The 25956-nt window shown below is 53.0% G+C and carries 17 protein-coding genes; 5 read left to right on the top strand and 12 right to left on the bottom strand.

All coding sequences use genetic code 11. From position 1 onward, the window contains the following. Positions 1 to 6: 6 nt before the first annotated feature. The 3 genes from PY990_RS12685 to PY990_RS12695 all read right to left on the bottom strand — a co-directional run bounded on the left by PY990_RS12685 (position 7) and on the right by PY990_RS12695 (position 6993). Complete coding sequence (locus PY990_RS12685; protein ID WP_275271904.1) at positions 7 to 507, bottom strand: hypothetical protein; 501 nt, start codon at positions 505 to 507, stop codon at positions 7 to 9. A 47-nt stretch (positions 508 to 554) separates the two neighbouring features. Further along, positions 555 to 6221 (bottom strand): excinuclease ABC subunit UvrA, encoded by a 5667-nt coding sequence (gene uvrA / locus PY990_RS12690; RefSeq protein WP_275271905.1) that lies wholly within the window; start codon positions 6219 to 6221, stop codon positions 555 to 557. A gap of 112 nt (positions 6222 to 6333) precedes the next feature. Continuing rightward, positions 6334 to 6993: a hypothetical protein gene (locus tag PY990_RS12695; RefSeq protein WP_275271906.1), complete on the bottom strand. Its 660-nt coding sequence runs from the start codon at positions 6991 to 6993 to the stop codon at positions 6334 to 6336. A 150-nt stretch (positions 6994 to 7143) separates the two neighbouring features. On the opposite strand from PY990_RS12695, the gene PY990_RS12700 reads away from it, so the two are divergent. Both PY990_RS12700 and PY990_RS12705 read left to right on the top strand, forming a co-directional pair. Continuing rightward, complete coding sequence (locus PY990_RS12700) at positions 7144 to 8376, top strand: YjgN family protein (RefSeq protein WP_275271907.1); 1233 nt, start codon at positions 7144 to 7146, stop codon at positions 8374 to 8376. Then, entirely contained in the window at positions 8373 to 9386 is a 1014-nt protein-coding gene (locus tag PY990_RS12705) for a M48 family metallopeptidase (RefSeq protein ID WP_275271908.1), read from the top strand. Before PY990_RS12700 ends, PY990_RS12705 begins: the two co-directional genes overlap by 4 nt. Before the next feature lie 170 nt (positions 9387 to 9556). Here the strand turns inward: PY990_RS12705 and PY990_RS12710 are convergent, their stop codons facing one another. Together PY990_RS12710 and aroG are read right to left on the bottom strand one after the other, a co-directional pair. Next, complete coding sequence (locus PY990_RS12710; protein ID WP_105027214.1) at positions 9557 to 10108, bottom strand: hypothetical protein; 552 nt, start codon at positions 10106 to 10108, stop codon at positions 9557 to 9559. A gap of 174 nt (positions 10109 to 10282) precedes the next feature. Beyond that, on the bottom strand, positions 10283 to 11347 hold the full coding sequence (gene aroG / locus PY990_RS12715; protein ID WP_105027215.1) for a 3-deoxy-7-phosphoheptulonate synthase AroG: 1065 nt from the start codon (positions 11345 to 11347) through the stop codon (positions 10283 to 10285). Between the two features lie 29 nt (positions 11348 to 11376). On the opposite strand from aroG, the gene PY990_RS12720 reads away from it, so the two are divergent. Together PY990_RS12720 and PY990_RS12725 are read left to right on the top strand one after the other, a co-directional pair. After that, positions 11377 to 11652, top strand: a complete 276-nt coding sequence (locus PY990_RS12720; protein WP_146106550.1) for a hypothetical protein — start codon at positions 11377 to 11379, stop codon at positions 11650 to 11652. 56 nt (positions 11653 to 11708) lie between these two features. Beyond that, positions 11709 to 12296, top strand: coding sequence for a hypothetical protein (locus PY990_RS12725; protein ID WP_275271909.1), 588 nt, complete (start codon positions 11709 to 11711; stop codon positions 12294 to 12296). 1 nt (position 12297) lies between these two features. On the opposite strand, the gene tldD is transcribed toward PY990_RS12725, so the two are convergent. From tldD to PY990_RS12740, 3 genes are read right to left on the bottom strand one after another with little or no spacing between them, the layout of a single operon-like run. Beyond that, entirely contained in the window at positions 12298 to 13767 is a 1470-nt protein-coding gene (gene tldD / locus PY990_RS12730) for a metalloprotease TldD (RefSeq protein WP_275271910.1), read from the bottom strand. Positions 13768 to 13777: 10 nt separating this feature from the next. Then, positions 13778 to 14584 (bottom strand): carbon-nitrogen hydrolase family protein, encoded by an 807-nt coding sequence (locus PY990_RS12735; RefSeq protein ID WP_275271911.1) that lies wholly within the window; start codon positions 14582 to 14584, stop codon positions 13778 to 13780. A gap of 1 nt (position 14585) precedes the next feature. Next, a complete protein-coding gene (locus PY990_RS12740) occupies positions 14586 to 18632 on the bottom strand; it encodes a YhdP family protein (protein WP_275271912.1) in 4047 nt (1348 codons plus the stop codon). A 75-nt stretch (positions 18633 to 18707) separates the two neighbouring features. Here PY990_RS12740 and glnE point away from each other — a divergent pair, with 75 nt between their 5' ends. Beyond that, positions 18708 to 21422 (top strand): bifunctional [glutamate--ammonia ligase]-adenylyl-L-tyrosine phosphorylase/[glutamate--ammonia-ligase] adenylyltransferase, encoded by a 2715-nt coding sequence (gene glnE / locus PY990_RS12745; RefSeq protein ID WP_275271913.1) that lies wholly within the window; start codon positions 18708 to 18710, stop codon positions 21420 to 21422. A 25-nt stretch (positions 21423 to 21447) separates the two neighbouring features. Here the strand turns inward: glnE and mtgA are convergent, their stop codons facing one another. The 4 genes from mtgA to PY990_RS12765 are packed head-to-tail and all read right to left on the bottom strand — an operon-like array spanning position 21448 to position 25954. Continuing rightward, positions 21448 to 22197 (bottom strand): monofunctional biosynthetic peptidoglycan transglycosylase, encoded by a 750-nt coding sequence (mtgA, locus tag PY990_RS12750; RefSeq protein ID WP_275271914.1) that lies wholly within the window; start codon positions 22195 to 22197, stop codon positions 21448 to 21450. Then, positions 22194 to 23090: a shikimate dehydrogenase gene (gene aroE / locus PY990_RS12755; RefSeq protein WP_275271915.1), complete on the bottom strand. Its 897-nt coding sequence runs from the start codon at positions 23088 to 23090 to the stop codon at positions 22194 to 22196. The genes mtgA and aroE overlap by 4 nt, the downstream gene beginning before the upstream one ends. 18 nt (positions 23091 to 23108) lie before the next feature. Beyond that, positions 23109 to 23942 (bottom strand): energy transducer TonB, encoded by an 834-nt coding sequence (locus PY990_RS12760; protein WP_275271916.1) that lies wholly within the window; start codon positions 23940 to 23942, stop codon positions 23109 to 23111. Further along, positions 23939 to 25954, bottom strand: a complete 2016-nt coding sequence (locus tag PY990_RS12765; protein WP_275271917.1) for a ribonuclease catalytic domain-containing protein — start codon at positions 25952 to 25954, stop codon at positions 23939 to 23941. The genes PY990_RS12760 and PY990_RS12765 overlap by 4 nt, the downstream gene beginning before the upstream one ends. Positions 25955 to 25956 lie beyond the last annotated feature (2 nt).

Here is a 25956-nt window from a genome sequence, read left to right on the forward strand (position 1 = left end):
ATGGGGTCAATTTGAAGAATTCATCTTGAGACTGTGAAGGGTCTGGAGTTGCTTGGAGGTGGTCACCACATTCAACTTTAAAACCGAGAGCAGCTCTTTGATATGAGGGCCGGGGACAAGCAGTCCGTCGGTAGATTGAATTTTCAACCCCAACAATGTTTGTTCAAGGAGATTGAGATTGCCGATAAGATCGGCTTGAAAATCTTCGGGAAGATCCTGGCCACATACTGACCGAGCCAATTCATCGGCGGTGCTTAATGCATTTTGCCAATGCAGCGCAGGGTTCTGCTTCAAGTCTGCACTCAGCTTGTTCCAAATGGCTGATGCCGCCTTTGACAGGCCACCCTCACCCACAGTCTTTGCGCCAGAGGGTGATTTGGCTGCACTTTCCGCAACTACACTTTGAGGAGTTAAGGAGGGTGAATTCCCTACCCCGGAGGAACTGGCCGGCATGTATTCCCCTTGCCTGAAATTCAGTAAAACGACAGGGAAAATATCCCCTTTCATCTAAGGAACAAATGCGGCCGGAAAGTTCCTCCAGCTATTGATACATATCAGTTTCTACTGGCGTAAAACTGCGCCAGCGCGGCTGCAGTGTGCCCCGCTTTCTTGCCTTTCGCCTTGGCCAGCGTTTGCGGGCTCCCTTGCGCCACCAGTTGGCCTCCGCCAATGCCGGCCTCTGGACCCATGTCGATCACCCAGTCTGCCTGGGCTATCAAGTCAAGGTCATGTTCAATCACCACCACCGTGTGGCCCGCATCCACCAGCCTGTGCAGTACGGCAATCAGCTTTTCCACATCGTTCATGTGCAGGCCAACCGTGGGTTCGTCCAGCACATACAAGGTCGGGGGGCTCATTTGTACACCCGCCTTGTTTTCGCGTACTTTCACCAGCTCGGTCACCAGCTTGATCCGCTGCGCCTCGCCACCGCTCAGCGTGGGGCTGGGCTGGCCAATAGTCAGGTACCCCAAACCAACGTCGTTCAGCAGTTGCAGGGCTTGCGCGATCGCCGGATGCGCTTCAAAAAACGGCGCTGCCTCTGAACAACTCATGTTCAAAATTTCCGCAGCGGTTTTGTCGCGCCAGGTGACTTGCAAGGTTTCCGGGTTGAATCGTTTGCCGCGACAGGCTTCACACACCACTTTCACGTCAGGCAGGAAGTTCATCTCTATGGTTTGCATGCCTTGGCCGTCGCACACCGGGCAACGGCCGGGCCCCGCATTGAAACTGAAACGGTTGGCTGCAAAGCCTCGCATCCGGGCTTCGATGGTGTCAGCCAGCACATTGCGAATTCGGTTCCAAAAGCCAATGTAAGTGGCCGGGCAACTGCGCGGTGTTTTGCCAATCGGAGTTTGGTCCACCTCCAGTACACGGGCTACTTGATCAGCACCTTCAATCGCATCGCAGGCAAACCAGTTGTGTATGGGTTTGCCTTTCTTGTTTTGGTTCAGCACATACTGGCGCATATTGGCCAATAAAATATCGCGCGCCAAAGTCGATTTTCCGCTACCTGACACACCAGTAATGGCGACCAAACGTCCCAGCGGAATGTCCACATTTAAACCGTTGATGTTGTGCAGTTTTGCCCCTTTAATGCTCAATCGGGGGGTGAGTTTTTCCACCGGGCGCTTGGGCTGTAGCAAATGCGGAATCGGATTTTTCAAATAGCGGCCTGTCAGCGAGTTTTTGTCCGCTGTAACCTCGGCCACCGTGCCTTGAGAAATAATTTCGCCTCCCAGCTTGCCTGCACCAGGACCGATGTCGACCAACCGGTCAGCACGTTTCATGGTGTCAATATCGTGCTCGACCACCAACAGCGTATTGCCCTTGGCCCGAAGTTCTTCAAGCGCATCCAGCAGGCGGTGGTTGTCACGAGTGTGTAGGCCAATGGTGGGTTCGTCCAGCACGTAACACACACCGCGCAGGTTGGTGCCCAGCTGGCTGGCCAAGCGAATTCGCTGTGCTTCACCACCACTCAGAGTAGGCGCGCTGCGGTTCAGGTGCAGGTAATCAAGACCCACCTGTTTCAAAAACTTCAATCGCCCGGCCATTTCGATGCGAATGTCTTTGGCAATCGCTGTTTCGCGTTCGTCCAGTTCGAGCTGCTCCACCCACTGCAAAGCATCGCTGACGGTTTGATCAGCCAGTTCGGCGATATTGCTGTTCTTGAACTTCACAGCCAGCGCAGTGGGGTTTAGGCGTTGACCATTGCAGGAGCCACACACCATGCTTTCGCGCAAATAACTTCCTTCTTCATTTTCAGCATTTTCGTCTGCGCTTTTGTCTTGCTCAGAAAGCCACTTGCCTTCTTCGCCTGTAGTTTCGGCATCAAAGCCTTCTACTTCTTCACCCACCCCAAAACAGCTGGCGCACCAACCATGTTTGCTGTTGTAGCTGAACAAGCGCGGGTCGAGTTCTGGAAAGCTGCGCGCGCAACTGGGGCAAGCACGTTTGGTGGAATAAAAACGAATAGCAGGTGATTCGCCTTTTTTTCCGGGCGCCTCGACCATGACCGTGCCTTTACCAAACTCAAGCGTTTGAATCAGCACTTCGCGCAATTCTTTTTCTGTTTTGGCCTGCACTAGCAGGGTTTTCACAGGCACTTCAATGTGGTGTTCCTGATATCGGGCCAATTTGGGCCAGGGGTTGGTGGGCACGTACTCACCATCCACGCGCAGGCGTTCATAACCACGGTCCACGGCCCATTTTGCAATTTCGTTGTAAATACCTTTACGCCCCTGTACCAGTGGAGCCAGCAAGGTAATTTCCTGCCCTTTGTAATGTTGCATGATTTGCGTCAGCATGCTGTCCATGCTTTGCGGGGCAATGGGCACCTCGCATGTGGGGCAATGCTGAATGCCAAGCTTCACGAACATCAGGCGCAGGAAGTGATACACCTCGGTGACTGTGGCCACTGTACTTTTACGGCCACCACGGCTGGTGCGCTGTTCAATCGCCACCGTGGGTGGAATACCAAAAATGGCATCCACATCAGGCTTGGCAGCTGGCTGCACAAACTGACGGGCATAGGCATTCAGACTTTCAAGATACCGGCGCTGGCCTTCGGAAAACAAAATATCAAACGCAAGGGTGGATTTTCCGCTGCCCGAAGGCCCGGTAATCACCGTCATTTTTTCACGCGGAATAGTCAAACTGACATTCTTCAGGTTGTGCTCGCGCGCATGCAGAATTTCAATGCCATCTGTCTGCCCGCGCTTGCTGTGCGCGGTGTTCAGGCCGTACAGCGCGGCGGCTTCGGCCACCATGCGGTCGCCACTTTGAGCGCCTTTGTCGCTTTTTATACTTAAATCGGCAGCATCCAGCAAATTGGTTTGCGCCAAATACTGCTTAATTGCAATGCCGGTGTGGCTAACTTTGTTTTTTGCAAGTTGTTCAGGCGTGCCCTGGGCCACCAGTTCACCACCGTATTCACCCGCTTCAGGACCAAGGTCGATGAGCCAATCGGCGGCGCATATTACATCCAGGTTGTGTTCAACAATCAGCACGCTGTGCCCTGCTTCCTGCAACAAACGCAGCGAACGCATCAACTTGGCCACATCGTCAAAATGCAGACCGGTGGTGGGTTCGTCAAACACAAACAGGTCACCACGCTTGGCCACTTTCTGGCCGCTGGCAGTGGGCTTCAAGTTGGCCAGAAAGCCAGCCAGTTTCAGGCGTTGTGCTTCACCACCGCTAAGCGTGGGCACGGGCTGACCCAGGCGCAAATAATTCAGCCCCACCTGTGCCAGCGGTTGCAGTGTTTTTAGCAGTGCAGTGTCTTTCTCAAACAAATCAAGCGCCTGATCTACGGTTAGTTCAAGCACCTGCGCCATGTTCAACACTTGGCCTTTTCGTTCAAGCGTGACTTCCAGTGCCTCTGGCCGGTAGCGTGTGCCATTGCATTCGCCGCAGCGCAAATACACATCGCTTAAAAACTGCATTTCAACATGTTCAAAGCCATTGCCACCACACATGGGGCAGCGGCCATCGCCACTGTTGAAACTGAAAAAGCCAGGTTTGTAATCGCGCTCTACGGCAATTTTTGTTTTGGAGAACAGTTTGCGAAGTTCGTCAAATGCACCGACATAGCTGGCGGGGTTGCTTCGCGTGGTTTTGCCGATCGGGCTTTGGTCAACAAAGGCAAGTTGTGAAATACATTCCACACCCTCCAATGAATCAAAGTCACCCGGTGACTCTGTGGGCTCGCCTTTTATTTTTTTAATGGCGGGCACCAGCACATCTTGCACCAGGGTGCTTTTGCCTGAACCTGAAACACCGGTGAGCACCACCAGGCGGTTCAAGGGCAATTTGAGGTCGATGTTTTTCAAATTGTTGGCGCGCACACCGGTCAAGTTAATGTGCTCTGTGGAATCGCCCAGCGGCTCGATGTTTTCCACCACTTTCAGTTCGCCCTTCAAGTAGCGGGCAGTCAGCGAATTTGCCTGAGCAATTTTGGCGGGCGCGCCATCAAACACAATATTGCCACCGGCTTCACCCGGGCCTGGACCAATGTCCACAAGCCTGTCAGCCTGGTTCATCAATTGCGGGTCGTGCTCCACCACCACCAAGGTGTTACCGGCCTCTTTCAGACGCTGCATGGCTTGGGCCACGCGCGCAATGTCGCGGGGGTGCAGGCCCACCGAGGGTTCGTCCAATACAAACAAAGTATTCACCAGCGAACTGCCCAGTGCCGTGGTCAAATTGATTCGCTGTACTTCACCACCACTCAGGGTTCTGCTTTGCCTGTCCAGTGTCAGGTAACCCAAGCCCACTTGAATCAAAAAGCCCAAGCGGGTGCGAATTTCTTGCAACACCAAATCACTGGCCTCATCGAGCGCGCCGGGCAGTTGCAGGTTTTTGAAAAGCTGTGCCACCTTCAACAGCGGCATTTGCATGATTTCATGAATGCTGTATTTGCCCGAATCGCTGGGCAATTTCCACAACAATGAATCGGGCTTCAAACGTGCACCACCGCAATCGCCGCAAGGTGTGTAGCTGCGGTATTTGCTCAGCATTACACGCACATGCATTTTGTAGGTGCGGCTTTCGAGCCATTCGAAAAAACGGGCCACACCATAGAACAAGTGACCGTCCCAATTGCCGTCAAAATTGGCATCACCTTCAATCACCCACAACTTGTGTTCTTCGGGCAAATGTTTGTAAGCAATATCGGTGGCAATGCCGCGTTTTTTGGCAAATTTCACCAAGTCTTTCTGGCAGCTTTTGAAACTCTCGGTGGTCCAGGGTTTTACGGCCCCCTCTTCCAGCGATTTGTTTTCATCTGGGATCACAAGGCCATAATCAATGCCAATTACCCTGCCAAAACCACGGCAGGTGTCGCAAGCGCCCAAGGGTGAATTGAAGCTGAAGTGGCTAGGCAAAGGGCTTGAATAATCCAGATCACAAGTGGCGCAATGCAAACCTTCGGAGAAGCGCCAGGGTTCTTGTTCTACAACCCCTTCATCGCCAGTTTCGGGCAGCGCAAACACATTCACTTTGCCTTTGCCGCGGTGCAGGGCGCTGGCCACGGCATCGCTAAAACGACTTTCCTCTACACCCGCCACGCGGAAGCGGTCTTGCACCACATCGAGCAATTTTTCCACCACGCTGCGGCCTTTTTTAATCGGTGTTTCGCGGTGAATGCGGGTGTAACCTTGCGCGCTCAAGAAATCTTCAATCTCCTGAGTCGTAAATTTTGCGGGCACGCGCACGGGAAAGGTAACCACCAAGCGTGGGTCGTTTTGCGCAGCGGCCTTGTCCAGTATCGATTGCTTGATAGTGGCCACGGTGTCTTCGCGCACCCACTGGCTACATTGGCGGCAATGCAGGTGGGCGGCGCGAGCGTAAATCAACTTCAGGTAATCATTGATTTCAGTCATTGTGCCCACGGTGCTGCGGGAGGTGCGCACGGGGTTGGCCTGATCGATGGCAATGGCGGGCAACACGCCTTCAATGCTGTCTACATCGGGTTTGTCCATGCGGTCCAGAAACTGGCGCGCATAGGGCGAAAAGGTTTCAACATAGCGGCGTTGCCCTTCGGCATACAGGGTATCGAACACCAATGAACTTTTACCGCTGCCCGACACACCCGTGAACACTGTGATTTCACCGGTTTTGATGTCGATGTCAACGTTTTTCAGATTGTGCTGGCGGGCACCCTTGATACGAATGATGTTGCCTAGGTATTGGGAATTTTGGTCTTTTTTTGCTTTGCTAGTCATGGGGTGCCTGCGGGGTAAAACAGTTGCTACATGACTTTGATTGTAATGGGTGAGGCGAGCTTAACCGGGCCTAAGCCGCCTGCTTGATTGAAATTATAAAACCCGGTGTTGCCTACTGGTTGAGGGGCAAGGGTAAGGACAAGGGCGGAACACGATGACGCACGTTTGGCGCCTCGATTTGATCCCGCAGATGCATGGCTGCAGCCGTCAACGTGCCTACCCGCAACTGCCCCAGCAGTGGTGTTTGAATACCGGTGGGGATGGAGCCCTGAACCGCCAAATAGGCTGAATTCAGGTCACCCAACTGTTGATAATCACGGGGCAGTGCATTGTGGCAGGCCGGGGCCTGATGCCTGGGCAAGACGGTGGCCACCAAACTCTCGGCCAAACGAATGTGAGTTTCAAACGTGGCGGCCTCTTGTTCGGCTTGAACCAGTATTTTGGTACGTTTACCCTGATCAGCCCGCTTCAAATCGGGTTTGTAACTGTTTTTCACCACAGCATCCAGACAGCCTTTCAAGTTATCAGCCTGATCGTAAACAAGGCTACTGCATGCCTGCAAATTTTCAAGGTTTTGAATCACCGGATTGGCCACACTGGCTGGCGTGGCAAAACGTCGGCATTGCTTCAAATAATCTTTTGCCAGCGAGTCGACCGACTTGGTCAATGCACTGGATTCTTTCTTCAAAGTTTGAACATCAGAAATGAAACCATCCAGCACCGCGGTACTGTGCTGCAACTGGGCATGAAGATTTCCAATCGGACTTTGCATAATCAACACTCCTGAATCAGTTAAGGAGCGCTTCGTGGGGAAACATACAAGAATGGTTCCTTCTTGGTACCTCTCTGTGGGGAAACGTACAAATGAACTTTCCGGTGCGGCAAAGTCACTTACTTTGTTTACATGATTGGCTGTTAGTCCATGCTCGATACCAACACCCCTGACAAGTTCATTTTTCATGGCGCAGGCCGCGAATATTTCAAAATCTGGCTTGTAAACCTTGTACTCACCATCGCAACCTTGGGTATTTACGCGGCATGGGCCAAAGTGCGAACCCGCAAGTATTTCTACCAATCCACTGAATTAAACGGCAACAGGTTTGACTATCACGGCGACCCCAAAGCAATACTGAAAGGCAATTTGCTGGTTGTCTGCATCGCACTGACCTACCTGTTTTCATCGGCTTACTCCCCAGGTTTTGCGGGCCTGATCATGTTGTCGGTGATTTTCCTGATGCCACTGTTTCTGGTCATGAGCCTGCGTTTTCACTTGGCTAACAGCAGCTATAGGGGGTTGCGCTTCCGCTTCAACGGCGCAGCTAAAAGGGCCTATGGCAAATTGATAGTCACCATTTTGATCAGTCTGGGCTTTTTTGTGGTGCTTGGCATGGTTTTCGGAATCGGTAGAGGGCTGATCAACCTGGAATTCTCTGGGGTAACCTCAGTCCTGATGATCATTGCAGCCTCACTGTTGCTAGGCACTGGCATTGCATTCATTCTCGCCATGTTCATCAGCGGCCTGCGCTTGTTTGTCATGAATCACTCAAAGTTCGGCAACGCCGAGCTGAAGTGCGGCGCTAAGTTTGGCGAATTTGGCAAAACCACCCTGAAATCAACATTTTTGGCTGGCCTGGCTTTGTTTCTTCTGGCCATTGCTGCATTTGCCATCAACATGAGCCTATTCACCGACGCGTTCGATTTTTCGATGCCCTTGAGTGAAGAAACCCCCACGACAGAAGACAGCGCTGCGCAAGAACAAGCACATGTGGCCATGCAAGCCATGGCCATGCTTTCAAGCCTCGGCGCAATTGCATTGCTGGCTTATCTCGTATTGTTTGCATTCGGCGCCTATTTGAAAACCGCCATTGACAACCTGATGTGGAACAACACCACACTTGCAAACCAGCATCGGTTCAAAAGCACGGCGAGCCCAATCACGGCCACATGGATCCACATCAGCAATATTCTCCTGATTGTTTGCACCATGGGTTTGTTTCTTCCATTCGCACGAATTCGCTCAACACGCTACAGAATTACACACATGGCATTCGTCCCCGTGGGCAGCATCGACGAGATTATGCGGGAAGAGCAGAGCAAACAAAAAGCTTTCGGTGACAGCATGGGGGATGCACTTGGTTTGGAACTTGGCATTTGAGATCAAACCCGCACCCCAATGCTTTACCGGCCATTTACTTTAACGGGGAGGTACTGAAAGGTACCCCCGTGAATGTCTACAACGATGCTGGGCAATTGGTGTTTTTGGTCAACGATACAAAACATGCCTTTGCTTTGCGCAATATCAAGCGCCCGGAAAGCTTCGGCAATGCGCCAATTGTGCTTGATTTGCCCAACGGGGGCACACTCGAATTTGATAGGGAAAGCTGCTCAAGCACCCTGCAATCCTGGGAAGTACTTTCCTTAAGCTGGTTTGAAAAAGTTCAATACCACCCCACTCAATGGCTACTTATTGGCATCGCGTCTATCGCGTTTGCAATTGGCCTTTACGGCCAAGGCTTGCCTTTGATCAGCAAATGGATCGCGTTTGCCACACCACCAGCCAAGCTGTCGGAATTAATGGGAAACGTGTTGATTGAGCTGGATGATGTTATTTTTCAACCCAGCAATCTAGACGATCAGGCGAAATCTACCTACCAGCAGCAACTGAACTCACTCATCGCAGGCCGCGCAGAGTTGTCCCATGTCAAGCTTGCGTTTCGCAGCAGTAAAATTGGTCCCAACGCCTTTGCCTTACCCGACGGCACCATTGTTTTAACCGACGAACTTTTGAACTTCCTACCGGCGAAGACCATTCCTGGTGTTTTGGCGCATGAGTTGGGGCATATTCAACTTCGGCACATGTTCCGCCGATTGCTGCAAAACGCTCTGGCTGGAACCGCAATTGCCATTTTTTCAGGTGATGTTTCAGTCCTGATCAGCACCTTGGGCACGCAATTGATTGCGCAGCACTACAGCAGAGAATTTGAACGGGAAGCTGATTTGTTTGCAATTGAACTGTTTGTTAAACAAGGGCGCGACCTTGCCGCACTTGAATTGCTACATGAAAAGCTCGGCAGCCTGGATGGTTCGGGTTCTACCGACTCGTCCTATCTGGACAGTCACCCAGGTGCTGAAGAACGAATTCAATTAATTCGAGAAAATCAATAAAACACGAAAGCCCGCTAAGCAAGCTTTCGCGGTACGACTATCACGAATTATCCGCCAAGCACTTTTTCGCACATCGTTGCATAAATGGCCTGGGCACAATCAATTCCCTTGAACTAACACCCCAACAATTCGCTATTTGTTCAATTGGCATGTTATTTCTCATCGGAAAATTAATGAATATTCCTGTTCAAAGCCACAACGTTTGTATCCAAATCCGATTGGATATTTTGGCGAGTATATTGCGCAGCGATTCTCAGGTTGTTGACGGCTGTAGTTACCTTGGGCCCCTGGTCTGCACCAAGCTTGCTTGCTCGTTTCAATATCTTTTCCACTTGACCTGTGCACCAATTTACCTTGTGAGCTTGAGGAATCGCCGCGACATTGCCTTGGAACAAACCATCTTGATGATTCGAAAAGAAATCTACTTCCTGGTCGAGGCTTTTTGCTTTTGACGCAAAACTTTTGAGTGTATCTTTCGCTCCATCCAATAATTTGATTAATTGTTTGGATTGAATTGAATCCCCTTGGGGAGAAAATATCAGGGCTTTGGAGCTACCTGTGGTCGCCACCACATGTGCTCTCATATCTCGCGCAGTTTGCGCCAACTCAGATGCTGCATTGACCAAGGGAGAGATATCTCGTTTCAGGTTACTTAAGTTTTGTTTGTTGATATTGAATTGCTCAACAACCGGGTTGCTGGTAGCAACAGAACTTGAATACATCTTGAATAGTCCTCAAATTTGTGAAAAGGATAAGTCTGTTAACCAACCAAAAAAGAAGTTCGATTTATCAACAAAACTCAATCCGTTCTGCACAACAAAAATCCCGCTCGGGGGTTTGAACCCGGCGGGATTTTCTGAACTACACCAACAGTTGGCGGCGATTAAAACCAGATATCAGACAACCTGAGCCAACCTGCGTTTGCGCACACCTTGTGCCAAGGTTTCCAGTACTTGCAGGCTGTCGTCCCAGCCCACGCAACCATCGGTGATGCTTTGGCCGTAAGTCAAAGGCTTGCCGGGTTCAAGGTCCTGGCGACCTTCCACCAAATGGCTTTCAACCATCACGCCCATAATACGGGCGTCACCGGCAGCCAGTTGTTCAGCAATGTTTTCGCACACGCCTACCTGGTTCTTCGGCACCTTGCTGCTGTTGCCATGGCTTGCATCAATCATGATTCGGGCGGCGAGACCCGCCTTGCCAATATCAGCCGCAGCTGCCTCAACAGACGCTGCATCGTAGTTCGGGCCTTTCCCGCCACGCAAAATAATGTGGCAATCTTCGTTGCCCGAGGTGCTCACAATGGCGCTACGCCCTTCCTTGGTCACACTTAAAAAGTGGTGCGGGTGCTGAGCAGCTTTGATGGCATCCACGGCAATTTTCACGTTGCCGTCTGTGCCATTCTTGAAACCGACCGGGCAGCTTAGGCCCGATGACAACTCACGGTGAATCTGGCTTTCAGTGGTGCGGGCACCAATGGCGCCCCAGCTGACCAAATCAGCAATGTACTGTGGGGTGATCATGTCGAGAAATTCAGTGCCAGCGGGCAAACCAAGGCCGTTGATGTTCAGCAGCACTTCACGCGCCATGCGCAGGCCTTTGTTAATCTCGAAACTGCCGTCCAGATTAGGGTCATTGATCAAACCCTTCCAACCCACGGTGGTGCGGGGCTTCTCAAAATAAACACGCATCACAATTTCCAGGTCTTCCGCGTATTTTTCGCGGTACACCTTCAGCTTGTTGGCGTACTCCATGGCCGCTTTCACGTCGTGAATGGAGCAAGGCCCCATCACCACGATCAAACGGTCGTCGCCACCATGCAGAATTTTGTGCAAAGCGGTACGGCAACCTGCGACTGTGTCAGCAATTGCGGGGGTAATGGGCACGTCTGCGATCAAGGCCGCAGGGGTGATCAGTTCTTTAATTTCTTTGATTCTCAAGTCGTCTGTTACCGTGTTCATGCCAATTCTCCTGAATGCTGGCGCGCTTTTTGTTCAAAGTGTCGGTTCAAAAAAAAACCGCCAGGAGGTTCAGGCCTGGCGGTTTTGGGATCTGTTCGAACTATGTGTTTTTACGCACAACCCTCTTCCGCCGCTTGCCCAAACCAGGCAAAGAAGCCAAAAAAAGCATAAAAAGAGTGCGCGAAATTCGTGTTCATCTTTTAAATGTAATCAATTCATGGCCGCTGTGCAAGCGCGCTAAACCAAATTCTAACAAGTCACGGGTGGGTGTGGTTGGCATCCCACTGAAAAACAAGGAACTTTGACAGCTTTGAGTCCACTCAGGCGTTCAATTTCAATACACCACCGACGAATCATGAGCATGAACGGAATCAACCCAATTCAAGTGAACCCATTGAATTTTGCCCCAGCACCTCCCCAGGCCCAACAACGCCCCACCGTGGAAGCAGTAAGGGCTCTGGCCACACAAATCAGGGGGCAGACTGCGACATTAATTCCGCTAGTCAACAATTTCTACATGGCATGGATGGTGTTGCCGCAAGCGCAGGCTGTCGCCGTTTCAGCCACACAACAACTCAAAAGTACGTTCCTGGAACCCGATGAGGGTCATGCGGATTTTCTTCGTAAACTGGAGAACTGTACTGATGAAGTGCGACACAATGCCAGAGAAGTTACTCGTTTGGCCATTTCATTGGACAACAGCTGCTTCGAGGCGCTCGAAATCGCAAGCCATTTGCTTGAGCAAGGTCCGAGCAACTTGCTGGTGACAACACCGTTGGGGCCTTGGTCTTTGTCAAAGCAGGCTATTGACACCAATTTGCTCTACCGGCTTACAGGAGACATAGACCTGCTGCAGGGCCCACAGCCCGGGGACCAAGGCAACCTGGCTGCCTTGCATGCAGAATGGGCGCAAGACGATGCGATCGACCCTTACGGCATGCCGCGCTGAATTACTGCGTACCGCCCATCACCAGCCCATCGATGCGCAGGGTGGGCTGGCCCACACCAACAGGTACGCTTTGACCTTCCTTGCCGCAAGTGCCCACGCCATCGTCAAGCGCCATGTCGTTGCCCACCATTGAAATTTTCGTGAGCGACTCTGGGCCGTTACCGATCAAGGTTGCACCCTTGAGTGGGTAAGTGATTTTGCCGTTTTCAATTTTGTAGGCCAGCGAAGCTGAAAATACAAACTTGCCACTGGTAATATCGACTTGACCTCCGCCAAAGTTCACGGCGTACACACCGTCTTTCACACTGGCGATAATTTCCTCAGGCGTTTTGTCGCCGTTCAACATGTAAGTGTTGGTCATGCGGGGCATGGGCAAATGCGCAAAGCTCTCGCGACGACCGTTGCCGGTGACCGGCATTTTCATGAGCCTTGCGTTCGTAATGTCTTGAATGTAGCCCTTCAAAATACCGTCTTCAATCAAGGTGGTGCATTCGGTTTTGTTGCCTTCGTCGTCAATGTTCAACGAACCCCGGCGGCAGGCCAAAGTACCATCATCAACAATCGTGACCCCCTTGGCGGCCACGCGCTGGCCAATCATGCCTGAAAATGCGCTACTGCCTTTGCGGTTGAAGTCACCTTCCAGACCGTGGCCAATCGCTTCATGCAACAAAATACCGGGCCAGCCAGAACCCAGCACCACGGTCTGCAAGCCTGCCGGTGCTGGGCGGGCTTCCAGATTGATCAAGGCTTGGTCTACTGCAGTGTGGGCATGGTGCATCAAAAACGCATCTGTAAACTGTGCAAAGTCGTAACGGCCACCAGCCCCCGATGAACCAGTTTCACGACGGCCTTTTTGTTCTACCACCACGCTGACGTTGACACGCACCAAGGGGCGCACATCAGCGGCGAGTACACCGTCACTGCGAGCCACCAGTACCACATCATAGGCGCCCACAATATTGGCCATCACTTGCTTTACGCGTTTGTCGCGCTTGCGTGCGAATTGCTCAAGACGCTTAAGCAGATCTACTTTTTCAGTCGATGTCAGCGTGGGGATCGGGTTCAGGGGGCTGTAGAGTGCCCGGCTTTCGGCACCAGCAAAGCCCTTGCCTGTTTTCAGGTTGCGATTAGCGGTTTTGCCCAAGCTTGCAATTTCACGCACCGATTTCGCCGCTGCCAAGATGGGTTTGAAGGCGATGTCGTCGGAATAGGCAAAAGCAGTTTTATCACCGCTGACAGCGCGCACACCCACGCCCTGCTCAATGTTGTAGCTGCCCGATTTCACAATGCCTTCATCCAGCGACCAACCTTCAATGCAACCGTACTGAAAGTACAGATCAGCAAAATCCACCTTGTGGGAAAAAATTTCACCAAACGCCTTTTGAATGTGGCCTTCGTCGATACCGTAGGGGGTCCACAACAGGCTTTGGGCGGTGGCCAGGTTGGCGATGGCGGGGTCTACTACTTTCATGTTGAATCCTTTAAAGCACGCGGTGCGTAAGCGCGGGCAAGCTGTTTCGCACATCGACTATCTTAGCAGGGTCAAGCTGGCCCAGCACCACACCCTCGCCTTCTTCCAACACATTCTCGACCTCGCCCCACGGGTTGACCAGCATGGAATGGCCCCAGGTGCGGCGCCCATTCTCGTGCACACCGCCCTGACCGCAAGCCAGCACATAACACTGGTTTTCAATGGCGCGGGCACGCATCAACACCTCCCAGTGAGCGCGGCCGGTAGTATAAGTGAATGCAGCGGGCATCACGATCAAATCAACAGGCCCCATGGCACGGTAAAGTTCTGGAAAACGCAAGTCGTAGCACACGGACAAGCCGATTTTGAAGCCCTCCACATCGGCCACCACTGGCGTGTCCCCAGGCAGAAGTACACGCGCTTCGTCGTAGCTTTCCTGCCCCTTGGTGAAACAAAACAGGTGAATTTTGTCGTAGCGGGCTGTGCATTCGCCTTGCGGATTGAATACCAGCGTGGTGTTGTACACACGGCCGTCCACGTCGCTGGCAATTGGCAGGGTACCCGCCACAATGTGTAAGTTACGTACCACGGCCTGATCGGCCAGAAATTGCTGGATCGGACCATTGCCGATAGGCTCTGCAATCGCCAGCTTGTCGGTGTCTTTGTGGCCCATCAAGCAAAAATATTCAGGCAGCAACACCATGCGTGCGCCTTGCTTTGCTGCATGCCCAATCAAACGCTGTGCGATGTCCAGATTCCGTTCAAGGTCGGGGGCGGCAATCATTTGCAGGCTTGCAACGGTCATGGACTTGCTCATGCTAATTCCTTGTGTTGGGGTCGTTGGTGGGCGGGGTGACCGGATCGCCCCTGCGCACACGCTCAATAACCGGGGCCACCCACGGGCCGCTCACCTTGTACTGGAAGGAGAAGATTTTCGAAAGCGGATCTTTCAGCACAAAATCGGCAATCAATGATGCAATACCCACCGCCGGGTTGGCTGCAATCACAGAGTAGATCAGTGAACCGCCGGCGGGGTTCAGGTCAGGCAACACAACCACATTCAGGTTTTGGGTTTCGCTTTCCAGGTCCAGTTTTCCATCCATCAACACGGTGGCGCTAGGTCCGGTCATTTTGAAGTTCTGAGTGCTGGCAATGCCCTCTTTCATGGCCACATCGGCCTCCATGGTGTCGTAGGCAAAGCCCTCGGAAAACACATCCTTGAAATCGAGCGTGAATCGACGCGGAATACTTTGCAAGGAAAGTACGCCCAGCAATTTAGCCACGCCAGGGTCTGCTTTCAAAAACTGCCCCTTGCTGCTTTTCAGCTTGAATTGCCCGCTCAAGCTGCCGTAGTCAATATTCGTGGGCGCATCATTCCAGCGCAATCGCCCAAGCAGCGTACCTTCACCACCCTGAAACACCCCGGCCATACCGAGTCGGGTTAACAAGCCACCCGCATTCTTCACGGTTTGGTCCACTTCAATGTCGGTGCGCTGATTTTTCAGGTTTTCACCGTACTGCCAAACTCCTTTGGCCCGGGTGATCGACTCCGGGTTTTCAATGCGGAGTTCTTCCAGTTTCCATTCTTTCGGGCGTTGACCCAGAGCGGCGCGCGCCTGTTCTTCACGGGTTTGGTTCACCGCGATTAATTTCAGGCTGCCCAGCGCCAAATCATTCAAGGTGAAATTGTCTACCTGCACATCCAACGCTGGAATGCTGGAGGCGGGCTCCTCCACCAAATCACGTAGGTCACTGTCGAGCGTTTTGGGAATGACCAGCGTTTTAAAACGCGCCAACACAGCGCCATCGGGCCGTTGTTTGTCAGAAATCCAAGACAGATAACCATCAACCCCCTTGGCTTTCACATCAAACTGCCAACGTTTTTCGACCGTGCGGGCCGCTACCGACACGCCTTCAAATGATTTGCTGCCCACATTCAGGCGTTCGGTACGAACACCCACCTTTAACTTGATGTCGGTGTCAGCGGTGGGGTCACCCATCAACTCGCCCATCAAGCCCTTGTTGCCCGGGGCCGAGGTGATGTCATTGAAAATAGAGCGCCAAGTGTCCAAATCAATCGCGGGCACCCGAATGTCGCCTTGTATTCCTGCTGTGGGGGCCGCCAGGGGCGCACCGATGGCGAACTGCATGGAATCAATACCCGCTTGACCCGCCTGTTCCAGAACAATCGCACGAAGTTGTGCCAGCGGTTTCGCATCTGGGCCCAAATCCACTTGCCAACGTTCACCCTGGGCTGTGGCGCTTTGGTTCAATTTGAAGGGCAATCTGGCATCTGCTTTTTTGGCGAAAGGCGCGGGCAATTTCACCTCCAAGCCTTGCAACTGACTGTTCACATCCACTGCCACGCCATTCTCACGAGTGGCCACGAGCACCGAATACGGTGTGCTGCCAGCCAGGTAAGGCTCACTCAGGGGGTTCAAATACTGGGCCAAGCCCTTGGCACGCGCAGTGCCATTGGCCCGAATTTCCATACGTCCATTGGCATCTGTGGTGCCTTTCACCACCACTGGCCCGCCCAGGGCTTGGCCTTGAAGCTGGTCAATAAACAAACCTTTGTTGGAAAACTGGATGACGCCATCCACATTGCTGACCACCGGCATGCCCCGCACCACTCGGATGGAATTGCCTTTCAATTTCAGATCGCCTTTGACCTGTGTTTTTTCAGGATCAGCAATCGGAATATTCAGACGCAAATCGAGGTTGGCATTGCCTTCCACCTGTGCATTAACAAGTGCCTCGTTCAATATTTCCCGCACCGGGCTTTGATTCACAAAGGCCACCATTTTGCCCAAATCGCCTTGGCCTTGCCCTTTAATTTCAAGCAGTGGTTCCCAAGCGTCCAGGTTGTCAATAGTCGCTTGCACGCCTTTCAGGCCTACCCCGGAAGTTTCAGCTTGCTCCGCTTCAATCAACATGCGTTTGCCAATAAACAAGGCCTTGCCATTCACTTTCTGAATGCCTGGCCAGCCGGGGGCATAGGTCAGTTCACCGTTTTCAAACGGCACATCGATTTTAAACACACCTGGGTGTTTTGGATCCGCAAAGGGAAAGTCGCTCAAGCGGCCAGACAATTCAAATTGACCGTTTTTTGCCATGCCCGCTTTCAAGTTCTCAGTCAGCCACTCACGCGCACTGGCCCCAACCACCAGTGGCAGGTAATTGGCCACGCGCGCGATATTGGCCAACGGTAGAGAGCCCTTGATGTCGATGACATCCGATTCATCCCGGCGAAACTGGTAACTGCCCGCAACCTGGGCCTGAAGGTCTGTGTTGCCGACCTTCAGTTGCTCCACAGAAAATTCTGCTGGCTGATTGGCCGTGAAAACATCTCGCCAACCGCCCCGGCCTTCGATGGAATCAAAGGCCAGGGTTTCAGCTGCAAATATTTCTGGCAGAGAAATTTCAGAATTGCGGCCAACCAAGGTCCATTCGCCTTTGGAATCGCTGCCTTTAAACGTGCCACTAAGGTTCTTGAACCCGGTAATTCGTCCGTTGGATTTTGGCGACGGGTCACGATACAACACGGTGAGCTTGCTGAAATCCACATCGGATTTGAACGAAACTGATTCCTCAAAGGGCTTGTTACCTGAGGTCCGCCAATCCAGCGCCACACGGTTGATTCGCCCGGCCACATCGAAAGACTTCAAGGCTTCAAGCCGCTGAAGCTGCCCCAAGTGTGGTCCCAATTCCAGCACCACTGCCTGGGCCTGAGCTGCGTCCAATTGTTGAATCTGCACGCCCCAATCCACCCCCTTAGCACCTGCTTCTTTCTTTAGGGACAAATCGGTCGGGCCAAACTGTTTTTGCCCGGCAATCTGGCCTTTGAGTTGACGGATCGAAATGGCATTCGGTTCAAACAAAGCGTGCTGACCTTGCACCTCGATCAAGGCACTGGTGTTGGTCATGTCAAAAGGGGTGGCCTCAACCTCGGGGTTGGCAAAACGCAACTTTCCAATTCGGGCATCCAGCAGGGAACGCTGCACCAAACCGTCTTCAAAATCGATCCACAGTTTTCCCTGTGGCTGGGTAAGATCCACATCCAGACCGAAGGTTTTGAACACCGACTCAAGCGGTTCCGTTTGATCCACCAAAGCACTGAGATAAAAACTACCCTTCCATTTGGACACATCGCCCAACTTGCGCTCCAGCAACGGTGTTTTGAAGTTCAAGCGCGCATTCACCGGCGTTTGAGCCAGCACCGGCAATTTGAAAGTCAGGCCCGCCTCGTGACGGCTTAATCCATTTTCCAGCAAAAGCTCGGTTTCAATGGCTTGGGCACCTGGAAATTGCCCCATGGCATCTTGCCAGTTCAACACGCCATTTTTCAGCAACACGCGTTGCTGCGCCAACAACCAGTCCAACCCGGGGTTGCCCTGGCTGCCGTCGTCTACCCAAGGTATGCCGGCAACTTCAATTACGCCTTGCAAATTACGCACTACGCTGAGCGCTGGCGATTGCACTTCCAGGTTTTTCAGACGTGGATTGAAGGCAAGAATGCTGGGCAAAGACCAGGTTAAGTGAACCCGATCAGCGGTGAAGCCCGGCTCACCATTGGCTTGGGGCAAGCGAATGTTTTGCACCACCAGCACGGGACCAAAGCCGCGCCAGCTGGCCTGAATCTCGCCAATTTCAAGTGCAGTGCCTGTTTGTGTTTGCAAGTACTGCTGAATTTCGGGACGGTAGCGATCAATTTCAGGCAATACCAACCACTTGATGGCCAGCAAGGCCATGCACAAGGGGGTGTACACCGCAATCAACACCCAAAACAGCACCGCCCCTGCACGCCGAAGCGTGGGGTTGCTTTTGACTTGTTGCACCAGTGCCTGGTTTGTTCCTTCCTGCAAGAAATACCGCCCGAATAATCGTCAACACCTGTAGTACGCTATTGTAGAACCAAGCTCCCCTTTATAACGACACGCATGAACGACCCACTGGATTTCTATCATCAGGTTTGGCCCAACCACTCGGAATATGCCAAACGCTGGCTTCACCGTTTTCCACAATGGGACAGCACTGAGCATGATGAAGACCACCTGTTGAACTGTATTGAAACCTGGCTGGAGAAAGCGCGAGAGTTAAACGACGAAAAAGCCCTGATGGCCGAACTTCGCCTGGTTCGGCAACGCAGCATGATTGAAATCATGCGCCGCGACCTGCAAGGCAAGGTTGATTTGTTCGAAGTAACTGAGGCTTTGTCCTTTCTGGCCGATGCGGCAGTCCAAACTGCACTGAAATTCAGCCACAAAATACAGGCTGAGCGTTTTGGCGAGCCCGCCGATGGCGACTGCATGATGGTGGTTGGCATGGGCAAGCTGGGCGGGTTTGAGTTGAATGCATCCAGCGACATTGACCTGATTTTCTTATACAACCAGGATGGAGAAACCCTTGGAGGCCCCACCGGTAAAACCCAATCCCATGCAGAATTTTTCACGCAGGTAGGCAAACGGGTTATCAAAATTATTTCGGAAGTGACTGACGAAGGTTTTGTATTCCGGGTCGACATGCGCCTTCGTCCCAATGGAGATTCGGGCCCACTGGTGGTGAGCCTGGACATGCTGGAGGAATACTTCGTGGTGCAGGGCCGCGAATGGGAGCGCTACGCCTGGATCAAGGCCCGCGTGGTGAATTGGGCTGTAGACCCTGGACAAGATGCCGCTTTTCAACAAAGCCTGGACAACCTGAACAACATTGTTCGGCCCTTTGTATTTCGCAAATACCTGGATTTTGGCTCCATTCGCGCCTTGCGGGCCTTGCATGTGCAAATTCGCAATGAGGTGAACAAGCGGGAAAGCCAGCACCCAGGCTCGGTGCATGTCAAACTGGGGCGCGGTGGCATTCGTGAAATTGAATTCACGGCACAGGCTTTTCAGCTGATTCGTGGCGGGCGCGAACCCAAGCTGCAATTGCGGCGTACGGTCGATGTGTTGGAAGTGTGCGTGGAATTGGGGCTGATCACCAAAGACGACCACGACAAGATGGTGGCTGCTTACCGTTTTCTTCGCAACCTTGAACACCGCCTGCAATACGTGGACGATGCCCAAACCCACCGCCTTCCTGCCAGCCCGACCGAGGTGCTGCGCATTGCACGATCCATGGGATTTCAAGACCCGGGCAACTTCATGAAGGCCTTGAACCGCCACATGGATTACGTGGCCAGCCACTTTGATGTGGTGTTTGGCGACAAACAGGAAGACGAAGAAACCCCCAGCCTTGAATTGCCTTGGGCCTACACCCTGACACAGGGATTCACCAACCCCAAAGCCGCACAAGACCGTTACCAACACTTGATTGAATCGAGCCGGTACCAGGCTTTACCCAGTGCACATCGGGAACGGGTTGACCGCTTGATGCCCACTTTGCTGGCGGCAGCAGGCGCTTCCTCAGCGCCAGACTCCTGCTGGCGTTACTGCTGCGACCTGATTGAAACCGTGTCGCGGCGCGGGGCCTACCTGAGTTTGCTGGATGAATACCCCATTGCCCGCATGCGGGTCAGCCGAATGCTTGCGGCCAGCCCCTGGGCTGCCAACTTTTTGATCAAACACCCGCTTTTGCTTGATGAGTTACTGGACAGCCGAACCTTACTGACACCACCCGACTTCAAACAATGGAAGCAACAGCTGAGAGACCTGCTGGACCAAGCCAAACTGCCCGACGGGCAGCCCGACCTTGAACGGCAAATGGATCTGATTCGGGAGCAGCACCATGCACAACTGTTCAGGGTGCTGACCCAGGACCTTGAAAATCTGCTGACTGTTGAGCATGTATCCGATTTGCTGTCCGAACTGGCCGATTGCACGCTTGAAATTATTCTGGAACGTGCATGGGAGCAGTTGCCAAAACGGCACCGCGCACAACCGCGATTTGCAGTGGTGGCATATGGCAAACACGGCGGCAAAGAGTTGGGCTACTCCTCCGACCTGGACCTGATCTTTCTGTTTGAGGATGAGGATGAGCGCGCGCCCGATTTGTATGCCCAGCTGGCCAAGCGCATGAACCGCTGGCTGACTACACAGACCGCGGCGGGTACCTTGTTCGAAACTGACTTTCGCTTGCGCCCCAACGGCGAGGCAGGCTTGCTGGTGAGCAGTGTGGAATCGTTTGAAGACTATCAACGCCGCGAAGGCGGTGTGGGCGCCTGGTTTTGGGAACACCAGGCACTGACCCGTGCCCGTTTCTGCGTGGGTGATATTGAGATTGGTAAAAAATTCGAAACGCTTCGCGAAGAAATTTTGCAACTGCCCCGCGACTGGAATGACGTCAAAAAAGAAGTGATTACCATGCGCCAGAAAATGCTGGATGGACACCCCAACCACACCGAGCTGTTTGATGTAAAACACGATTTGGGAGGCATGGTCGATGTGGAGTTTATGGTGCAAGCCTTGGTATTGGGCTTTGCCAACAAGTACCCTGAACTGACCAAGAACAAAGGCAACATTGCCCTGTTGAAGAAAGCAGGGGAACTGGGGCTAGTGCCGGCTGAGCTTGCCAATTATGTGGCTGATGCCTACCGACAACTGCGGGCCAAGCAACACGCCTTGCGGCTGGCAGGACATGACAAATCACGCACCAGCGACCCAGCATTAATGGTGATGCGAAAACCCATTCGGAAACTTTGGGAAACCCTGCTGGGCTGATGCGCAAGTCTTCAGCGCCGCGAGTTTACCCAGGCACAGTAACCTGATACATACGCCTTTGCAGGGTGCCGGTTTTTCGAGCAAGGAAGGGCGAGTTTTTGCGTTTGTCAAAATAGCGAGGCGCGGGCAACATGCCCGCCATGCGCGCCGCTTGGTAACTGCTTAATTGTGCGGCACTGACACCATAGTGGTGTTTCGCACCAGCCTGCGCCCCATACACGCCATTGCCCCACTCCACCACATTCAGGTACACCTCCAGAATACGGCGTTTGTCCCATAGCGCCTCAATCATCAAGGCGATGACCAATTCCTGACCTTTGCGAACATAGCTTCGCTTGCTGGTCAAGAACAGGTTCTTGGCCAATTGCTGGGTAATGGTAGAACCACCGTGTGTCACCCTGCCGCGTCTCTCATTGCGCTTGATGGCCAGTTGGATCGCTTCCATTTCCACACCTTTGTGGGTCATGAAGCCACTGTCTTCGGCGGCGATTACGGCACGCTTTAAATTCAGGGAAATTTTGTCGTAAGGCACCCACTCATGTTTAAGCTGAAAACCAGGTTCGGTCTTGCGAATTTCAGCCAAACGGGTTTGCATGAAACTGGTGCTGCTGGGGTTCACATGCGTCCACACCGCAATTTGTGCCAGATACCAAAGCTGCAACAACACGACAGCACAAAACCCCCAAAAGAAAATTCGCCACAGCCAAACCAATGGATTCAGACTGAATTTACGCTTGCTGCCGCCAGGAGAGGATTTTCTGCGAGCCATGGTCATTGTTGTTTTGCTTTGGCAAGCAAGGCTTGCCGAACTTTGGTTAAAGTTTCAAGTGCATTGGGTGACTGCCCAGTCCACACCTCAAAAGCGAGTTGGGCTTGAAACACCAACATGCCCAAACCGTCGCTGCATGGTAAATCCAGCTTGCTGAGAGATCGAATGAACGCTGTGGGCTCGGCGGCATACATCATGTCGTACACCAGCACGGCACGCTCGTACCAATCCGGGTGAAGTGCGGGTACATCCCCTTTCAAACTGCTCGAGGAGGCATTGACGATCACGACAGGCGCACCAGGCAAATCAAAATGTGATGGCGGTGTATCCAGCCCACCACCCGCCGCCGGAAGGTCAATGGCCTCCGCACGCTGCGCCAGCTGGCGCGCTTTGTCCACAGTTCGGTTAAGTACCGTAAGGTGCTGAACACCCGCTTGCTGAAAAGCCGCAACGCAACCACTGGCTGCACCACCAGCACCAATCATCAATATCTGGCATTGCTCCAGGTGCAAACCCAGAGCATTTAACTGCCGGTTCAAATCGCGGCACAAGCCGCCGCCATCGGTGTTATCCGCCAGCACCGTGCCATCGGCATTGAATTTCAGAGTGTTGGCTGCCTGCGCAAATTCAGCCGCGGGTGTCAGAGAATTGGGTGGGGCACTGGCCATTGCAAAAGCGTCCAGCTTGAAGGGCACGGTCACGTTGGCCCCCTTCACACCGGCCGCTTGCAGCGCAGCCACTGTTTGCGCAAAGCCGTCCAAAGGCGCCAGCACGCGTTCATATTGCAGGGGCAAACCAAGCTGCGCTGCAAAATTGGAATGAATGAAAGGCGACATACTGTGTGAGATAGGATTGCCAATCACGACGTAGCGACTTACCTGACGAATTAATGCATTCAACAATAAATCTCCATACCCTTAGTACTCTGTGCTGATGGTGTCACGGCTGAACACCCAAGTTCGGGTAATCGCCAAAATATCGGCCTTCTGTCTCATCTCTGAAGGGAAAGGCGGAAAGGGTGTCGACATTCTTAAAATTCTCAATGCGGCCCGATCCAGCACGGCTGAGCCCGAGGAACGGTCTACCTCCACGTCTTCCAGCGTGCCATCTGCACGCACGTAAGCAGTCAACCTCAATTTGCCGTAAATACGACCCTTCAGTTCATCGGGGTAATTGGCATTGCCCACTTGTTCTACTTTGGCACGCCAGGCCTCCTCGTAAATTGCAAAGGCATAGGGCGAGGTGCGCGGCGAGAAGAAATGCTTGCGTGGGCGCTCGTTGTAGCTTTTGATGTTGTCGGCAATTTGAGCCTGCAACCGTTTTATTTCAAGCGCACGCTGGCTTTTCGGATCATTGCCTGGGCGAGTGTCCAACACTTCGTTTTGCGGTGTGGTGCGCAATTCCGCACCCGCCAAATTTCGCTGCAAGGCTTCCAGTTCCTTGAGCCGCTCCTGGCTGGCAATCAGTTCGCGCTGGTTGACCTTGTCGTCGGCTTGCCCAGGCAAGGTGGTCGCTCGACCCTTGTCGGCTTGCCCGCCACCATCCAGCGCAACCTGTGCAAGCACCTTGGCATCTGTGGGTGTTTTTTGCGATTGCGCATTCACCAAAATCACCTCAAGCGGACGGCTAAAAACAGTGTCTGCTTTCGGTTTTGAGAAATGCACCAGCAACAACAAGGCGTGAAGAAACACCGACAATACCAGTGCCTTTTTCAGGTTTATCTCGCCAACTGGTGCACGCAGCGAATTCAAGCCGCTGAACCTCCCATGGAATCGTCAGGCGGACTCAGCCCCTCTGACTCACCTGCTTCAATCACAGCCACTGGTGCCTGCGGAAGTTCAATTTCCTCTTCCTCATCATCATCGAGCAAACGTGTGGGCGTTCCTTTCTTCAAAGCAATCAATTTGCAGGAAACAGTCAAGGTGAGTTCATCCACCTGATCCAGCTCAACCTCCACCTGCACGCCGCGGCCTGGCGAAGTAACTCCTACCAGGCGAACAAACAAGGGAATGTCGTCCAGGCGCACCAGTTCGTCTTTCACCACCACACCGTCAAACTGCTTGCGGCCCTTTTGCTGAATCCAGCGCAGGCACCAGTACCGCTCCATGCTTTGTTGGAATTCGGCATACGCTTTGTAGGTCACATCAAAACTATTCACCGCGGAAAGCAATTCCGCATCGGTTGCGGTGTACACCGGTGGCTCCTGGCGAAGCAACGAAATCAATTGCTGCTGATTCACCAAATCAACATAGCGGCGCAATGGCGACGTACTCCATGCGTATTGCGGCACGCCCAAACCCACGTGGGGCGCAGCATGGGTCGACATTCGCACGCGACCCATGGGCGGCTGCACACGATAAATGCCGGTGACCTTGCATTCGTCCAGCATGCCACCCCATTCACGGTTCACGTAAATCATCCACTCGGCCACCAGCAAATCCAGCGGTGCATCGCGGCGGCGTGGTTGAATTTCAACGGTTCCGTCATCGTTCACATAGAAATTGAAATCAATGCGCGTGTGCTTCTCGGGCTGCCCGCGTACAATTTCTCGCTCCATTCGCAACACGCACGAACTTTTCCACAGCATTTTCAATGCAGGAAAAAACTCGCCCACCACCTCAAGCTCATTTAAATTGGGGTCTTCCAGCACCTCTTTGGACAAAGCCGCATCCAGGTGATTGTGGCGCAGGTTTGCGGCCATGGGCACTTGCTCAATGGCGCTGTAGGGCTCGCTGATCAGTTCACCAGTTTCAGTACTTACTTCAACGTAAATACTGACCGATGGTACGGTACGCCCTTCAGCCAAGGTGGCCAGTTCAACCACCTGATCGGGCAGCATGGTGATTTTGTCACCGGGCGCATACACAGTGGACAGGCGCTCGCGGGCCACGCGGTCATAGGGACTGCCGCGCGAAATCAAGAGCGCAGGCGCTGCAATGTGCACGCCAATGCGCGCGCGTTTTTCATCCAGCCACACAACGCTGAATGCATCATCAATTTCTGTGGTTGAAATGTCATCAATCGAGAAAGCACGCACATTGGCCACGGGCAATTCGGCCAGTTCCGCGGGCACATCGGGGGCCGGCAAATCAATCTCGGGGCCCTTTGGAAAATACACGGCTGCGAAGCGCGCACGCATCATTTCATGCACAGATTTAAAAGCACCACATTCAATCAACAACACGTCGGGCGATCGACCCGCCTCCGTGCAGGCGAGCATCAGGGCTTTGTATTCCGCGCTGTTTTTGTCAGGTCGCACCAACAGGGTGGCAGCCTGTTTGGCAAATCCATCAGGCAGTTCGCGACGCACCAGTGCATCAGCCCAGGCTTGTTGCTGCTCAGCCGCCAAGCGCTTTTTCTCCAGACCCGCCAATGCAGCCTGCAAAATCTCAGGTGGGGCTGCACGGTACATGCCCTTGCCTTTGCGATGGAAATGAATGGGCGCAGCATGCAAAGCCGCAAGGGTAGCTGCCTGCTGCACCACGGTGGGCTTTTCACCGAAATATTCATGGGCCATGGCGGTGAAATCAAACTCGCCTTCAGGCGAACATTCCCACAAAAACTCGGTATCCACTTCTTTGGCCAATGCCTCAACCTGCGCGTGGAACTCAGCACATTCCAACGCATCAAACTTCAGCATCACACTGTTGGATTTCACCTTGGTGCGCTTGCCATGCAAGGTTTCCACCTGATAGGCATTGCCCTGCTCTTGAAGCACTCGGCCCACTTTGAAGGCTCCGGCCTCTTCGTAATACAAATTCATCA

This window comes from Limnobacter olei, from assembly GCF_029087225.1.
Lineage (GTDB): Bacteria > Pseudomonadota > Gammaproteobacteria > Burkholderiales > Burkholderiaceae_B > Limnobacter > Limnobacter olei.

Bases quoted from the DNA above. Each gene is read 5' to 3' on its own strand.
- PY990_RS12685 (WP_275271904.1), bottom strand. From the start codon at position 507: ATGAAAGGGGATATTTTCCCTGTCGTTTTACTGAATTTCAGGCAAGGG.
- uvrA (WP_275271905.1), bottom strand. From the start codon at position 6,221: ATGACTAGCAAAGCAAAAAAAGACCAAAATTCCCAATACCTAGGCAAC.
- PY990_RS12695 (WP_275271906.1), bottom strand. From the start codon at position 6,993: ATGCAAAGTCCGATTGGAAATCTTCATGCCCAGTTGCAGCACAGTACC.
- PY990_RS12700 (WP_275271907.1), top strand. From the start codon at position 7,144: ATGCTCGATACCAACACCCCTGACAAGTTCATTTTTCATGGCGCAGGC.
- PY990_RS12710 (WP_105027214.1), bottom strand. From the start codon at position 10,108: ATGTATTCAAGTTCTGTTGCTACCAGCAACCCGGTTGTTGAGCAATTC.
- aroG (WP_105027215.1), bottom strand. From the start codon at position 11,347: ATGAACACGGTAACAGACGACTTGAGAATCAAAGAAATTAAAGAACTG.
- PY990_RS12725 (WP_275271909.1), top strand. From the start codon at position 11,709: ATGAACGGAATCAACCCAATTCAAGTGAACCCATTGAATTTTGCCCCA.
- tldD (WP_275271910.1), bottom strand. From the start codon at position 13,767: ATGAAAGTAGTAGACCCCGCCATCGCCAACCTGGCCACCGCCCAAAGC.
- PY990_RS12735 (WP_275271911.1), bottom strand. From the start codon at position 14,584: ATGAGCAAGTCCATGACCGTTGCAAGCCTGCAAATGATTGCCGCCCCC.
- glnE (WP_275271913.1), top strand. From the start codon at position 18,708: ATGAACGACCCACTGGATTTCTATCATCAGGTTTGGCCCAACCACTCG.
- mtgA (WP_275271914.1), bottom strand. From the start codon at position 22,197: ATGACCATGGCTCGCAGAAAATCCTCTCCTGGCGGCAGCAAGCGTAAA.
- PY990_RS12765 (WP_275271917.1), bottom strand. From the start codon at position 25,954: ATGAATTTGTATTACGAAGAGGCCGGAGCCTTCAAAGTGGGCCGAGTG.